At 73.4% G+C, this 13,976-nt stretch carries 12 protein-coding genes and 1 pseudogene; 7 read left to right on the top strand and 6 right to left on the bottom strand.

Translation table 11 applies throughout. From position 1 onward, the window contains the following. Positions 1-4: 4 nt before the first annotated feature. Together V2W30_RS11635 and V2W30_RS41555 are read right to left on the bottom strand one after the other, a co-directional pair. Positions 5-3,289: a BTAD domain-containing putative transcriptional regulator gene (locus tag V2W30_RS11635; protein ID WP_338695920.1), complete on the bottom strand. Its 3,285-nt coding sequence runs from the start codon at positions 3,287-3,289 to the stop codon at positions 5-7. Positions 3,290-3,293: 4 nt separating this feature from the next. Next, positions 3,294-3,955, bottom strand: a pseudogene (locus V2W30_RS41555) (DUF6578 domain-containing protein). Between V2W30_RS41555 and V2W30_RS11650 the strand changes: the two are divergent. After that, positions 3,940-4,740 carry a site-2 protease family protein gene (locus tag V2W30_RS11650; RefSeq protein WP_338695924.1) on the top strand — a complete coding sequence of 267 codons (801 nt, stop codon included), beginning with the start codon at positions 3,940-3,942 and terminating at the stop codon, positions 4,738-4,740. The pseudogene V2W30_RS41555 and the gene V2W30_RS11650 sit on opposite strands and share 16 nt — an antisense overlap. On the opposite strand, the gene V2W30_RS11655 is transcribed toward V2W30_RS11650, so the two are convergent. The 3 genes from V2W30_RS11655 to V2W30_RS11665 form a co-directional block, all read right to left on the bottom strand. Then, positions 4,730-4,945 carry a hypothetical protein gene (locus tag V2W30_RS11655; RefSeq protein ID WP_338695926.1) on the bottom strand — a complete coding sequence of 72 codons (216 nt, stop codon included), beginning with the start codon at positions 4,943-4,945 and terminating at the stop codon, positions 4,730-4,732. The two genes, V2W30_RS11650 and V2W30_RS11655, sit on opposite strands and share 11 nt — an antisense overlap. Positions 4,946-5,065: 120 nt before the next feature. Then, positions 5,066-5,788 (bottom strand): NADPH-dependent F420 reductase, encoded by a 723-nt coding sequence (gene npdG, locus V2W30_RS11660; protein WP_338695928.1) that lies wholly within the window; start codon positions 5,786-5,788, stop codon positions 5,066-5,068. A 13-nt stretch (positions 5,789-5,801) separates the two neighbouring features. After that, complete coding sequence (locus tag V2W30_RS11665) at positions 5,802-6,125, bottom strand: sialidase family protein (RefSeq protein ID WP_338695930.1); 324 nt, start codon at positions 6,123-6,125, stop codon at positions 5,802-5,804. A gap of 193 nt (positions 6,126-6,318) precedes the next feature. On the opposite strand from V2W30_RS11665, the gene V2W30_RS11670 reads away from it, so the two are divergent. From V2W30_RS11670 to V2W30_RS11685, 4 genes are read left to right on the top strand one after another with little or no spacing between them, the layout of a single operon-like run. Beyond that, positions 6,319-8,847 carry a tetratricopeptide repeat protein gene (locus V2W30_RS11670; protein ID WP_338695931.1) on the top strand — a complete coding sequence of 843 codons (2,529 nt, stop codon included), beginning with the start codon at positions 6,319-6,321 and terminating at the stop codon, positions 8,845-8,847. 19 nt (positions 8,848-8,866) lie between these two features. Continuing rightward, entirely contained in the window at positions 8,867-10,231 is a 1,365-nt protein-coding gene (locus V2W30_RS11675) for a hypothetical protein (RefSeq protein ID WP_338695933.1), read from the top strand. Further along, on the top strand, positions 10,228-11,295 hold the full coding sequence (locus V2W30_RS11680; RefSeq protein WP_338695935.1) for a hypothetical protein: 1,068 nt from the start codon (positions 10,228-10,230) through the stop codon (positions 11,293-11,295). The genes V2W30_RS11675 and V2W30_RS11680 overlap by 4 nt, the downstream gene beginning before the upstream one ends. 15 nt (positions 11,296-11,310) lie before the next feature. Continuing rightward, the gene (locus tag V2W30_RS11685; protein ID WP_338695937.1) at positions 11,311-11,922 is read left to right on the top strand and encodes a hypothetical protein; all 612 of its coding nucleotides are present in this window, start codon (positions 11,311-11,313) and stop codon (positions 11,920-11,922) included. Positions 11,923-11,978: 56 nt separating this feature from the next. On the opposite strand, the gene V2W30_RS11690 is transcribed toward V2W30_RS11685, so the two are convergent. Further along, positions 11,979-12,209 (bottom strand): hypothetical protein, encoded by a 231-nt coding sequence (locus tag V2W30_RS11690; protein WP_338695938.1) that lies wholly within the window; start codon positions 12,207-12,209, stop codon positions 11,979-11,981. Positions 12,210-12,279: 70 nt separating this feature from the next. Here V2W30_RS11690 and map point away from each other — a divergent pair, with 70 nt between their 5' ends. Both map and V2W30_RS11700 read left to right on the top strand, forming a co-directional pair. Then, positions 12,280-13,152 (top strand): type I methionyl aminopeptidase, encoded by an 873-nt coding sequence (map, locus tag V2W30_RS11695; RefSeq protein WP_338695939.1) that lies wholly within the window; start codon positions 12,280-12,282, stop codon positions 13,150-13,152. Positions 13,153-13,307: 155 nt separating this feature from the next. After that, positions 13,308-13,958, top strand: coding sequence for a biliverdin-producing heme oxygenase (locus V2W30_RS11700; RefSeq protein WP_338695940.1), 651 nt, complete (start codon positions 13,308-13,310; stop codon positions 13,956-13,958). Positions 13,959-13,976 lie beyond the last annotated feature (18 nt).

Below are 13,976 nucleotides of genomic sequence, written 5' to 3' on the forward strand. Positions count from 1 at the left end.
CGCGTCACAGCAGGGCGGTGGCCTCCTCCACGGAGAGGCCGCCGCCCTCGGCGTACGCCCGCTCGTACGCGGCGTCGCCGAGCAGCTCGCGCGCCCCGGACTCGGCCTGCTCGCGCCAGCGGCGCTCCATCGAGTTGCGGACGTGCCGCGCGGGCAGGGCCGCGTCGGAGGCGCCGACGAGCCGGGCCGCCGCCTCCGCGTCGCCGGGCCCTGAGCGCAGGACGAGGGCGCGGGCTCCGGTGAGCAGATGCAGCGCCGACAGGTGCGGCATGATCACCAGGGACAGCGCGTCCGTGGACAGCTCCAGCGCGGTCCGCGTCCGGCGCAGCGCGTCCGCCGCCAGCCCCTCGATGACATCGACCATGGCCTCCATGCCGGTGGTCATGCCGCGGAAGAAGAGGAAGTCCATCACCTTGAACTCGTCGCGCAGCAGCGCGAGTTGCTCGCGGGCCTCGACCGTGCGGCCGGTGGCGGAGAGCCGGGCGACCAGGAACATCCGGGCGGCGGGCCAGGCCTCGTTCGTGTGCCGCGTCTCCGGCTGGAGCACCTCCCACAGGAGCGCTTCGCCGCGCTCACCTTCGCCCTCCTCGATCAGCACCTGGCCGATCCTGACCTGGAGGATCGCGGACTGGGCGTGGGCACCCATGTCCTCGGCGAGCTCCCTGGCCCGGCGGTAGTCGGCGGCCGCGTCCTGGAACCGGCCCAGCCGCTCGTACGCCTCGCCGCGCGCGGAGAGCCCTTCGGCGACGCCCCAGGCGTCCCCGAGTTCACTGAAGATCTCGATTGCCTCGTCGGCGTCGGCGAGGCCGCCCTCGGCCCATTCGCCGCGGTTGGCCGAGACGTTGGCCCGCAGCTGGAGGATGAGCCCGAGCTCCCACCGGTAGCCGAGGTCGCGGCAGGTGCGGACGGTCCGGTCGGTGAGCCCGCGCAGGTCGTCGAGGCGGCCGGACATCATCACGGCGAAGTACCAGAAGCTGCCGGGCGGGCGGCAGGCCTGTGGCAGCTCGGGGCGGTAGGCCTCGGTGATCGCGCGCAGCGTGGCCTGTCCCTCCTCGTTCTGCCACATCTCCAACTCCTGGTCCATGTAGGCGAGTCGGGAGAGCTGGACCTCGCGGCGCGCCTCGTCGAGCAGGTCCCCGGTGAGCGGCGGCGGGACATCGGTGCAGCGCTGGTGCAGCGGCGGGGCGACCCGCACCGGGCCCGCGAACGGGTCGGGGCCGAGCGCCGCGGCCTCCCGCGACCAGGTGCGGGCCTCGGTGCGCAGGTCCCGCATGTGCCAGAACCAGCACAGCGACAGGACGAGGCAGAGCGCCTCCTGCTCGTCCCGGGTGGCGATGGCGCGACGCAGGGCGGTGCGCAGGTTCTCGTAGTCCCGCTCGATGCGGGCGATACCGGCGCGCTGCTGTCCGCCGCGGAGCAACGGGTCGGTGGTGCGGGCGAGTTCGCGGTAGTACGTGAGGTGCGCGCGCTCGGCGCCGGGCCGGTCACCGGCCTCGTCGAGCCGGTCGCCCGCGTACTCGGCGACGGTCTCCAGGAGCCGGTAGCGCATCGCCCCGTCGGCACCCTCGCCGCCGTCGGGTGCGGCGACCACGAGCGACTTGTCGACGAGGGAGCCGAGCACGTCGAGCGCCTCGGGCCCGCACACCGCCTCGGCGGCGGCCAGGTCGCAGCCGCCGCTGAACACGGACAGCCGGGCGAGGGCGGCGCGCTCCGGATCGTCGAGCAGGTCCCAGGACCAGTCGACGACGGCGCGCAGGGTCTGCTGGCGGGGCAGCGCGGTGCGGGCGCCCGAGGTGAGCAGCCGGAACCGGTCGTCGAGGCGATCGGCGATCTGGCGCGGGGTGAGCATCCGCAGCCGGGCCGCGGCGAGTTCGATGGCGAGCGGCAGCCCGTCGAGGCGGCGGCAGATCTCGGCGACGGCGTCCGCGGTCGCGGGGCTCTGGTCGACGGTGAACCCGGGCCGCACGGCGGCGCCCCGCTCGCCGAACAGACGCAGCGCGTACGGCTCGGGCAGCGGCTCCACCGGGTACAGCAACTCGCCCGGTACGCCGAGGGGTTCGCGGCTGGTGGCGAGCACGGTGACGCCGGGGCAGCGCGCGAGGAGGTGATCGGCGAGTGCGGCTGCGGCGGCGATGACGTGCTCGCAGTTGTCGAGGATGACCAGCATCCGGCGGCCCGCGCAGTGCTCCACGAGCCGCACCAGCGGGTCGTCGCCCTGCCGCTCGGAGGCGACGCGCAGCTCCTCCGCGCCGGCGCCGCGCAGCACCGTCTCGCGGGCACCGAGCGCGCTGACGACGGCCTCCGCGACGGCGTCCGGGTCACCCACGGGCGCGAGTTCGGCGAGCCAGACCCCGTCCGGCAGCGTGTCGGCCATGCCCTCGGCCGCTTCCTGCGACAGCCGGGTCTTGCCGGCGCCGCCGGGGCCGAGCAGCGTCACCAGGCGGGTGCGGGCCAGCTCGGCGCGGAGCGCGTCGAGGTCGTCGACGCGGCCGACGAAGGAGGTGAGGCGGGCGCGCAGGTTGCCGGGCGGCGCCTTCGGGGGCACCGGCGCAGGGGCTGCGGGGCTCTCGGCGGGGGCGAGCAACTCGCCGTACAGGGCGCGCAGTTCGGGCCCGGGGTCGGTGCCGAGCGCCTCCGCGAGCCCGCGCCGTATCTCCTCGTACGCGGCCAGCGCCTCGGCGGCCCGGCCCGCGTCGCGCAGCGCGCGCAGGCGCAGGGTCTGGAGCGGCTCGTCCAGCGGGTGCGCGTCGCACAGCGCGGTCAGTTCGGGCAGCGCCTCCTCGGCCCGGCCGAGCGCGAGGTGCGCCGCGAGGCGGGTGCGCAGCGCGTCCAGGTGCCGGGTGTCCCAGCGGACGGCGTCGGCGGTGCGGTCGGGCAGGTCGGCGAGGGCCGGCCCGCGCCACAGGGCGAGGGCGTCGTCGAGCACGTCGACGGCCTTGCCCGGGTTGCCGTCGGCGAGGGCGCGGGCACCGTCGCCGGTGAGCCGCTCGAACCGGAAGAGGTCGATGTCGTCGGCCCCGGCCGCGAGCCGGTAGCCGCCGTCGACGGAGCCGATCGCGTCGGCCCCGAGCGCGCGCCGGAGCCGTCCCACGAGGGCTTGCAGGGCACCGGCCGCGTCGGCGGGCGGCTCGGTGCCCCACACCTCGTCGACCAGGACGCTCGCAGGGACCGTGCGGCCCGGCCTGAGCGCGAGCACCGTGAGCAGGGCACGCAGCCGGGCCCCGCCGACGGGGACGGCCGTGCCGTCGTCGCGGAGCGCTTGGGTGGTGCCGAGGATGCGGTAGCGCACGGGCCTATTCTCCCCGCTCGTGCGAGGACCCGTCCCCGGGGACGTCCAGGACGACGAGAGCCCCGTCGTCCCGGCGCGTCCGGCCCTCGGCGCCGAACCACTTCGGGCAGGCGTCCACCGTGCGCAGCCACCGCTCCCCCGGCACCGGCTGGTACGTGGTGCTGTCCGGCGACACCGGCGCGTAGCCGCGGGTCAGGATGCGGACCGACCGGACCCGGCCGGCCGCCGGGGCCACCGCCCGGAGTGCCGCTCGACGCTGAGCAGTCCGGTCACGGCGATCCGGTGCGGCGGGCGGCGGAGCGAGCCGTGCAGCGCCGCGTCGAGCCCGCCGTCGCGGACCACGGGCCAGGATCCTGCGTCGTCGTCCGCGACGGTGCGCACCGGTCCCTCGACGGAGCCGAGCCACTCCTCCCACTCCGCCGCGTCGGACAACCGCGCCCTCGGCGTGATCATCAGGGGCAGCTCCACCGCGTCGCCCACGGAGAAGGGCGTGCCGCAGCACTCCATCTGCCAACTCTCGTACCACACCGTCCACGACGTCATGGGGTCCACCCTGTCCGGAACTCCCCGGGCACCGCGACACGTTTCCCGTGCGGGGCGGGTACGTTCATTGACGCCACACGACCAGCGACCTCGGGGAGCACCACTCCATGACCACCGCCACATCCCGACGCGGCGACAGCAGGATCAGCCCCGTCTTCCTCGGCATCGCCGCGATCACGGCCGTGTCCGGCTGGGCGGTGTGGACGGACTACGCCGCGCAACCGGGCTTCGCCGTGTTCCTGTTCGTGACGGCGGCGTGGGTGGTCTCGCTGTGTCTGCACGAGTACGCGCACGCGCGCACGGCGCTGCACAGCGGCGACATCTCGATCGGCGCGAAGGGCTATCTCACCCTGAACCCGCTGAAGTACACGCACGCCCTGCTCAGCATCGTGCTCCCGGTGATCTTCGTGATCATGGGCGGGATCGGTCTTCCCGGCGGCGCCGTCTTCATCGAGCGGGGCCGCATCCAGGGCCGCTGGAAGCACAGCCTGATCTCGGCGGCGGGGCCCCTGACGAACGTGCTGTTCGCGGTGGTCTGCACGGCCCCGTTCTGGCTGCACGCGCTGGACGGCGTGCCGGACACGTTCCGCTACGCGCTGGCGTTCCTGGCGCTGCTCCAGGTGACGGCCGCGATCCTGAACTCCCTGCCGGTGCCGGGTCTCGACGGCTACGGGGTGATCGAGCCGTGGCTCTCGTACAACGTCAAGCGGCAGGTGGAGCCGTTCGCGCCGTTCGGGCTGCTCGCCGTGTTCGCGGTGCTGTGGATCCCGGAGGTGAACCAGTGGTTCTTCGACGCGATCGACGCGGTGCTGCGCTCGCTGGGCGTCACCGAGCGGGACACGTACTGGGGTCAGCGGTTCTACCGCTTCTGGGAGGGCACTCCGGAGATCCCGGTGGTCACGCAGTAGAAGCGGCCTGTCCCGCCCGCTCCTCGTCGGCCTGCGCGGCCTTGTCGAGCTTCGCCTTGCGCACGTAGAACCACGTCATGTTGGACGTGATCCCCGCGATCAGCACCCACACGATCCCGAGGAAGCTGCCCTGGACGAACGACACGACGGCCGCAGCGACGGCGAGCAGGCAGACGAGGAAGGCGAAGAGGGCGATGCGGGGCATGGGGTCGGCTCCAATGCGGGCACGTACGGCACGGCGGTGTTCGCCGACCAGTGTCCCCCATGCCCCGTCCGCGCCTGAACGCGACCCGTACGTGGCGGTATGTCCTGACTGCCCGTGCGGCTACACGTCCGTGACGCGCAGACCGGCGTGGGCCTTGTAGCGGCGGTTGACCGAGATCAGGTTGGCGACCAGGGACTCGACCTGGTGGGCGTTGCGCAGCCGGCCGGAGAAGACGCCGCGCATGCCGGGGATGCGGGCCGCGAGGGCCTGGACCAGGTCCGTGTCGGCGCGGCTCTCGCCGAGGACCATCACGTCCGTGTCGATCTCCTCGATCTCCGGGTCGGCGAGCAGCACGGCGGAGAGGTGGTGGAAGGCGGCGGTGACGCGGGAGTCGGGCAGCAGGGCGGCGGCCTGTTCGGCGGCGCTGCCCTCCTCCGGCTTCAGGGCGTAGGCGCCCTTCTTGTCGAAGCCGAGCGGGTTGACGCAGTCGACGACGAGCTTGCCCGCGAGGTCCTCGCGCAGCGCTTCCAGGGTGGCTCCGTGGCCGTCCCACGGCACGGCGACGATCACGATGTCGCTGCGCCGGGCGCACTCGGCGTTGTCGGCGCCCTCGATGCCGAGGCCGTGCTCGTTGAGTTCCTCGGCCGCGGCCTGCGCGCGCTCGGCGGCGCGGGAGCCGAGGATCACCTTCTGGCCCGCGCGGGCGAAGCGGTAGGCGAGGCCCTTGCCCTGGGGTCCGGTGCCACCGAGCACGCCGACGACGAGCCCGGAGACGTCGGGCAGGTCCCAGGGGTCCTTGGCGGGGGCCTTCGGGGCGCTCTGTGCGCTGTCACTGGTAGTCATGCAGCGACCCTACTCATGCGTACGGGACTCGTGCGTACGGGCCGGTGGGCGCGGCCACCGGGATCCGGCGGAAGGTGATCGTCTCGTACGGGGAGAAGTCCCCGGTCTCGTGGAGGAGGCCGACGGCGCCGTCGGTGGAGCGGCGCACCACGACGGCGATGTCTTGGTGGTCCTCGCGGGAGCCCCTGCGGCCCTCGCGGAAGGCGAAGAAAGTACTGCCGGGCGCGCGGACCACGGCGGGGCTACGGAAACTGGCGTAGCCCTCCTCCCCCGCGCGGAACGGCACGGACGTCTCGGGCGTCGCTCGGTGCTCCGCTGTGACGGACCTGCTCCCCATGCTTCCCGCTGAAGGTGACTGCGCGTGAACTTCGGTTGCCCTAAGGTCCGTTCGGTCCACCCGATCCGGGCAGCAGCGGGCCGCCCGTCCACCGGCGTACGGGAATCGGTACCGCCTTCTTGCGGATACGCCCTGCGCTCCGCAACCGTGGCGGCCCTACCCTGAGTCATCACGGCCGAACGGGGGTCGCGGCATGATGGACGATCAGGTCACGCTGAAGGCTGCGGAGTTGATGCGGGACGGGCCGGGGGTGCTCGTCCTGTACGGGGAGCCGGGCATCGGCAAGTTCCAGGCGGCGCGCGCCGTCGCGGCGCGGGTGCTCGCGGGACACCACGAGAACGGGCGGGCCGGACAGGACGGACAGCTGCTCGAACTGCGGATGAACTCGTGGGAGGCGGGCGGCGCCCGCTACAACCTCCTTGAGTTGTTGCGGGAGTTGGACGCGCAGCCGTCGCGGCCGTGGGATCTGAGCGACGCCGAGCTGCGGGAGCTGTACCGCCTGGCGACGGAGCACGTGCCGGTCGTGCTGCTGCTCGACGAGATCGACCGGTGGCACGGCAGCGGCACGGACTATCTGCTGCCCGCCGGGCGCGCCTCCCTCGTCATCGCCAGTTGCGCGGCCGAGCTGTCGCGGCGGGAGCTGGCGGAGAGCGGCCTCGATCCGGCCCAGGTGCACCAGGCACGGGTCACCGGGCCCGGCGCCGACTGGAGCCGGGGCGAGTTCGCGAAGGTGGCCCGGCCCGGTCCCGTGGTGCCGCAGCGTCCCGAGCGGATGGACGAGCTGGTCGAGCTGTGCCACGACCGGCCGCTCGCGGTGAAGCTCGCCGCCGGCCTGTACGCGCACCACGAGACGTGGACGGCGCGGCAGGTCGTGGACCTGGCCCGGCTGTCCCCTTCGGAGGACGTCACGGACATCACCCAGCAGCTCCTCGACCGGGTCTACGACCGGCTGCCCGGGGACGAGCGGCATCTGTTCGACCTGCTGGCGCTCTCCACCCGGGCGACCGTCGCGGGGGCGTCCGGGGTGACGGCGCAGAGTCTGCGCGAGCGGCCCGGCGAGCCGCCCCGGCTCTCCGTGGACGAGGGGCTGCGGTCGCTGGCGCGACGCGGTCTGCTGGAGCCGCTGGACACCGACAGCTACCGGCTGAGTCCGTCGGTGCAGCGCTTCGTCCTGGACCGGCGCAAGCAGCACGAGCCGGCGGACCCGGCGGAACAGAACCTGGCGGAGGCGTTCCGCCGGTTCATGGCGACCATCCCCGAACTGCCGCGGATGCCCCTGGAGAACGGCTCGATCGAACAGCTCCTCGCGCGCGCCGACCGGCTCGGCCCGCTGGACGCGCGGGAGACCTGCGCCCTGGCGGCCGACCTCTGCGACCACCTGGTGCAACAGCGCGCCTCGCTGGTCCTCGCGATGCTGCACTACGTCGTCCAGCAGTTCGCCCGCGACGTACGACGGCTGCTCGAACTGCCCGTGCACGGCGCCCTGGGCGTCCTCGACCGCAAGTCCGGGCATCTGTCGCACGCCCGGCACCGGCTGCTGTGGGTGCGCGAGCGGTACGCGGAGCTGGGGTACACCCTCCTGGAGGCCCGCACCCTGCGGCAGATCGGTGTCGCCTGCTACCACGCGGGCGAACTGCGCACGGCGGCCTGCTATCTGCGCCGGGCCGACGATCTGGCCGTCGCGCACGGCCATGAGCGCGAACGCCCCTGGGTGTTACGGGTGTTGGGCGCGGTCTACAACGACATGGGCCGCCTGGACGAGGCGAAGCGGGTTCTGGGCGAGTCGGTGGACCTGCACGAGCGCGCGGGCAACGCGCTGGGCGCCGCCTGGGCGCGCGCGTTCCTCGCCACCTCGCTGCTCCTGTCCCACCGCACCGACGAGGCGCACGTCGAACTGGCGCAGGCCCGCGGTGTCTTCGACCGCGAGCTGCCGAAGATCCATTTCGCGCACGCCTGGGCCGATCTGGTGGAGGGCCGCGAGATGTGGCAGAGCGGCAGCCACGACCAGGCCGTCGAGCTGCTGCGCGAGAGCCGCAACCGCTCGATGGAGCTGAACGAACCCCTGGGCGAGGGCTGGGCCGCGCTCGAACTGGGCCGCAGGGAGCGCGAGCGGGGCCGCCTGCTCGACGCGCGCACCGTGCTGCACGGCGCGCAGGGGAACTTCCGCGGCATGGACAACCGGCTCGGCCTCGCCTGGGTCGCGTACGAACTGGCCCTGCTGCCGACCGATATGACGTCGTGCCAGACACTCCTGGAGAAGGCGGCCGCCGAGTTCGACATGTGCGGCGAGGCGCGCGGGCTCACCCTCGCGCGGCGGCAGCTGGAGCGGCTCGTACGCGGCGAGCGGCTCGACCCGGACGACGACGGGACCCCGTTCCCCGACCCGGGGCCCACCGCGGGCTGCTATCTGACGGTGCGCCGGGTGCCGCCGGTCGTCCACCAGGGGACCACCGTGCGGGTCGGCGTCTATCTGGACCTGGCGGTGCAGGAGGCGCTGCGGGCGAGCCGGCACGGGGTGTGCCGGGTGGTGGCCGTGGCGCCGCGCGCGACGGTCGAGCCGACGGCCCGGCTGCTCGACCCGCACGACCGGCACTGGCCGGTCCGGCTGGAGTTCACGGTGCGGCGCGCGGAGCCGGGCCCGCAGGAACTGCGGTTCCTCGTACTGAACGAAGCGGCCGGGACGCTGCTTCAGGACATCGAAGCAAGGCTGGACATGCACTGACACGAAGCGAGTCGCGCCCATGAACCATGACGAGAACGAGCACGGTTACGCGTTCGAGGAGCCGGACGACGAGCCGACGGCGACCACGGGGGGCATGAGCACCCAGAGCGAGGAGCTCGCCGAATCGGTCGGCGTCTACGACCCGCGCCCCGTCACCCTCGCCTTCTCCCGCTCCGAGCTGCACAAGATCTACACCTGCACCCTGCTGTTCACGGGGCAGCGCCGGGCGTGGGCCGCGGACTGCGGCCCCGCGGGACTGATCGACGCGACGGTCGCGGATCTGCGGTCCCTGTGGGACGAGACGATCCGCAAGAACGGACTGCGCCGCGCCTGGAACCTGACCAGCCACGACCAGACCGCTCTGGCGGGCGTCTTCAACCTGCTCGCGCACGCCGGGCGCAAGGCGTTCCGGGTCATCTTCGACGAGCAGGACGACCCGGCCAGGATGCCCGCGCTGCGCGCCGCGCTGACCCGCAGGCTGCGCCGGGCGGAGGGCTGCCTCGTCGGGGTCTGGTCCGACGACCTGTACGCCCCGTGGGCCCTGCTGTGCCTGCCGCCGGGCCGCACCGGCTCCGGGGGCGGCGGCCGGCCCACCTCCGCCGCGGAGACCGCGTCGGGGCCGCCGCCCACGGCCGCCGAGTCCTGCGGGCCCCAGTTCCTCGGCTACCGGCATCTGATCGAGCACCGGGCGCTGCGGCGCGAGCCGCGCTGCCCGAGCGCCCGCATCCCGGTGCACGGCGCGCGGCCCCGGGCGCTCGCGCTGGTCACCGAGGACGCCCCCGACTCGCACGCCCTGGTGGACCGGCTGCTGCGGGACGCCACGGACGACGGCACCGGCGACGGCTTCGTGCACTGCGGCCACGACACGTCCCGGTTCCTGAACGAACTGCACGCCGACCGTTTCCGGAGGCAGATCATCTACGCGTACTGCCACGGCCAGGGCTACCGGCACGACCCGGCCCGGCTGTGGGCGTCGGCCGATCCGGAGGAGGCGATCTCGGCGGCCGACATCATCGACGCGGTCAAGGGCGCGGACGGCGAGGAGGCCGGGGCGCACGAGTGCGGCCGGGTGCATCTGGTGGGCAGCCCGCTGCTGTACCTGAGCGTGTGCCGGGCCGCGGACTTCAACGCGGCCGACGGTGCCTCGGTCGCGCGCGCCCTGGCGCGTCTCGGGACGTCCTGCACCGTCGCGCCCGAGGTGATCCTGCCGATGGAGCTGGCGGCGGAGCACGCGCAGCGGTTCTTCGGACCCTTCCTCGCCGAGGGCGTCAGCGTGGGCCGCCACCTCCTGGAGGTGACCTGGGCGCTCGCCAAGGACGCCGGGAACCTGCTGGGTCTCACGTACGCCGTGAAGGGCCGCATGGACACGCGGCTGGGCCGATGACGCGGCCGCTGCACCCGCTGCCCGTCCTCACCCTGGACCTGGACGCCGACGGGGTGCTGCTGCATCCCGTCAGCGGGCGGCGGGTGAAGGACAAGGAGCTGCCGCACGTGATCCGCACGACCCTGGACCTGCCGGCGGCAGTCACCGACGTCGTGGTGTTCGTGCACGGCTGGCTCACCTCCCGCGAGAAGGCGCTGCGCGGCACCGAGCGGCTGCTGGCCCTGGCCGAGGGCGGGTGGGCCGCCCGCGCGGGGCGCTATCCGGCGCTGCCGCGCCACACCCGGGTGCAGTGCGTCGCCCTGCGCTGGCGTTCGGTCTCGCTCTACCGGCGGGCCCGCGACCGCACCAGGGGCAACACCCTGGAGGGGCACGCGGGCCATGTCGTCGCCGCGCTCCTCGGCTACCTCGACGAGTGGCGGGAGCCGCCCCGCCCGGACACGGCGGACACACTGCCCCGGGCGGGCGGGCAGTACGTGCACGCCGTGGGGCACTCGTTCGGCTGCCGGTTCCTGTGCCAGGCGGTGCCGGAGTCGGGTCCGGCCGAGCTGAGCCGCCGCCCGGTGGACGTGCTCGCGCCGGTCCACGAGGACGAGCGCTACGCGTACACCGTCGACTCCCTGCTGCTGCTCCAGATGGCGGCGCCGCCGCGGGTCCTGGCCGCGGGCGGCGCGTACGGCCGGTTGTTCACGGACGCTCCGGTCAGCGGGCCCGTCGCCGTCACGCACACCCGCCACGACCGGGCGACGGGGCTGTGGCACCGGCTGCGCGAGGGCGAGCGCGGCATCGGCACGGTCGGGCTGCCGGGCCCGGCCGCGGTGGAGGTGCACCGGACGACCCTGCGGGCGCCGGAACGCGCGTACGCCGACGGGGAGCTGCACCACCGGCTGGTCGACGTGGACGCGACGGAGGTGTTCCGGCGCGGCCGCTGGAAGCCCACCGGAGCGCACTCCGACATCTGGTACCCGCACACCGCGCATCTGCTGCTGAGCCTGATGAACGACGCGCACGAGGCGGCCCGTACGGGCGGTCTTCCCGCGAACGGCCCGAACGGGCCCGTCAGGTGAGGCACCATGCGGCGCATGGACGCCGTACGAGTAGCGCTGCTGCGTGAGGTCCTCGCCGGGACGGAGTGGCCCGCGGCCACCCGCCGTTTCGCCGGGGGGCTGCGCTCCTCGGTGGCCGCGCACGGCGGCGGGCTGCTGCTCGTGGGGAGCGAGGGGTACGAGCCCTGGCATCTGGCGGCGCATCTGGTGGACGAGGCGGCCTGGTCCGGCACGCCGGAGCTGTCACCGACCCTCGTACGGCACGCGGCGCGGCCCGACGACCCGGCGCATCTGGCGGTGGGCCTCGGCCGTCTCGAAGCGGCGCGGCGCGGGGAGACGCTGCTCGTGGTGACGCCGGACCCGGTGGGCGCGCCGCTCCTGGAGCGGGTGCACGACGCCCGCCGGGCCGGGGCGACGGTCCTCGCGCTCGACTCGGGGACGGCGGGCAACGGGGATCTGCACGCCATGGCGCACGACGCCCTGACCGTGCCCGGGGACACGGATCTCGACCTGGACACGGTGCAGCATCTGGTCTGCGCGGCGGCGGGCGAGAACGCGACGCCGCCGCCGCGAGGACGCCGGAAGTTCCGGGACCGGCTGTCGCGGCTGGCGGATCACCTGACGGCGCCGCCGCCGCCGAGGTGGTGACGTGACCGGTCGGCCGCGCGCCGGTGGGGGCCGCGCCCGGCGGCGCGATCGAGCTCCTAGCCCGCGTCCTCGCCCCGCGCCTCCTTGTCGTGCCAGCGCGGGTCGTTCTCCCACTCCAGGTTCCGCTCGTGGGCGGTCGCCATCGCGTGCTCGGCCTCCTCGCGGCTCGCGTACGGGCCGAACCGGTCCTTGGCGGGGCACTCGGGCCCCTCCTCGACCTTCTGGTGCTCCAGGCAGTAGTACCACTCGCCCGGTTTGCCTACGGTCCGCTTCTTGAACAGGGCCACGACCGGCTCCTCTCCTCGGGGGTGCGCCTCACGGCCATGCTCCCCCACCTGCCCTCGTTACACTCGCTGCATGTCTGGCCAGTCGCAGTCGTCGCCCGCCCTCCTCGTCCCGGGCGAACAGTCCCCCATCCGTACCGTGCCCGGGAACATCCGGCGCCCCGAGTACGTCGGCAAGCCCGCTCCGACCCCGTACAAGGGTCCCGAGGTGCAGACCCCGGAGACGATCGAGGCGATGCGGATCGCCGGGCGGATCGCGGCGCAGGCCATGGCCGAGGCCGCGAAGGCCATCGCGCCGGGCGTCACGACCGACGAGCTGGACCGGATCGCGCACGCGTACATGTGCGACCACGGCGCCTACCCCTCCACGCTCGGCTACCGCGGCTTCCCCAAGTCGCTGTGCACGAGCGTCAACGAGGTCATCTGCCACGGCATCCCGGACTCCACGGTGCTGCGCGACGGCGACATCATCAACCTCGACGTGACGGCGTACATCGGCGGTGTGCACGGCGACAACAACGCCACGTACCTGGTCGGCGACGTGGACGAGGAGTCGCGACTGCTCGTCGAGCGGACCCGCGAGTCGCTCGACCGCGCCATCAAGGCCGTGAAGCCGGGCCGCCAGATCAACATCATCGGGCGGGTCATCGAGTCGTACGCCAAGCGCTTCGGCTACGGCGTCGTACGGGACTTCACCGGGCACGGCATCAACTCGTCGTTCCACAGCGGCCTGATCATCCCGCACTACGACAGCCCGCACGCGACGACGGTGATCCAGCCCGGGATGACGTTCACGATCGAGCCGATGCTGACGCTGGGCACGCACGACTACGACATGTGGGACGACGGGTGGACCGTCGTGACCAAGGACCGCAAGCGGACGGCCCAGTTCGAGCACACGCTGGTGGTCACGGAGACCGGCACGGAGATCCTCACGCTGCCGTAGCCCCGAGAAGGCCCTGTCGAAGCCCGTCCCGGACCCGGGGCGGGCTTTTACGTTCCCTTGATCGGGGATCGGGGTACTTTTTTACCGACAGGGTGTCGGGAAACCTGTTATGTTAGGTAAGCCTAACCTACTTAGAACTTGTCAGCGGAGGCTTCATGGACACCTCGTTCTCCACTCTGATCCGGACCGCTTCGCACGAGCAGCACACCGAGGCGGAGACGTCGACGTTCATGAGCGATCTGCTCGGCGGCGGCCTGGGCGTGGACGCGTACGCGCGCTACACGGAGCAACTGTGGTTCGTCTACAAGGCACTTGAGGACGGCATGGAGCGGCTGGCCGACGACCCCGTCGCCGGTCCCTTCATCCAGCCCGAGCTGGCACGCGTCCCCGAGCTGGAGCGCGACCTCGCGCATCTGCGCGGCGAGGACTGGCGCGCCAAGGTCTCCGCGCTGCCCGCCACCGCGCGGTACGCGGCCCGGGTCGAGGAGTGCGCGACGGGATGGCCCGCCGGATACGTGGCGCACCACTACACCCGTTACCTGGGCGACCTCTCGGGCGGGCAGATCATCCGCGACAAGGCGGAGAAGACCTGGGGCTTCGCGCGCAAGGGCGACGGAGTGCGGTTCTACGTGTTCGAGCAGGTGGGGAACCCGGCGGCGTTCAAGCGGCGCTACCGCGAGCTGTTGGACGGGCTGGCCGTGGACGATCTGGAGAAGCAGCGGGTCGTCGCCGAGTGCAAGGCCGCCTTCGCGCTGAACACGGGGGTCTTCCGGGCTCTGGGCGAGGAATTCCCTACGGCCGCGTAGAGCCCGGCGGACCCGGGG

This window comes from Streptomyces sp. Q6 (genome assembly GCF_036967205.1).
GTDB lineage: Bacteria > Actinomycetota > Actinomycetes > Streptomycetales > Streptomycetaceae > Streptomyces > Streptomyces citrinus.

Excerpts from the sequence above, each read along its gene's own strand:
- V2W30_RS11650 (WP_338695924.1), top strand. The coding sequence starts at position 3,940 with ATGACCACCGCCACATCCCGACGCGGCGACAGCAGGATCAGCCCCGTC.
- V2W30_RS11655 (WP_338695926.1), bottom strand. The coding sequence starts at position 4,945 with ATGCCCCGCATCGCCCTCTTCGCCTTCCTCGTCTGCCTGCTCGCCGTC.
- npdG (WP_338695928.1), bottom strand. The coding sequence starts at position 5,788 with ATGACTACCAGTGACAGCGCACAGAGCGCCCCGAAGGCCCCCGCCAAG.
- V2W30_RS11665 (WP_338695930.1), bottom strand. The coding sequence starts at position 6,125 with ATGGGGAGCAGGTCCGTCACAGCGGAGCACCGAGCGACGCCCGAGACG.
- V2W30_RS11670 (WP_338695931.1), top strand. The coding sequence starts at position 6,319 with ATGATGGACGATCAGGTCACGCTGAAGGCTGCGGAGTTGATGCGGGAC.
- V2W30_RS11675 (WP_338695933.1), top strand. The coding sequence starts at position 8,867 with ATGAACCATGACGAGAACGAGCACGGTTACGCGTTCGAGGAGCCGGAC.
- V2W30_RS11680 (WP_338695935.1), top strand. The coding sequence starts at position 10,228 with ATGACGCGGCCGCTGCACCCGCTGCCCGTCCTCACCCTGGACCTGGAC.
- V2W30_RS11685 (WP_338695937.1), top strand. The coding sequence starts at position 11,311 with ATGGACGCCGTACGAGTAGCGCTGCTGCGTGAGGTCCTCGCCGGGACG.
- map (WP_338695939.1), top strand. The coding sequence starts at position 12,280 with ATGTCTGGCCAGTCGCAGTCGTCGCCCGCCCTCCTCGTCCCGGGCGAA.
- V2W30_RS11700 (WP_338695940.1), top strand. The coding sequence starts at position 13,308 with ATGGACACCTCGTTCTCCACTCTGATCCGGACCGCTTCGCACGAGCAG.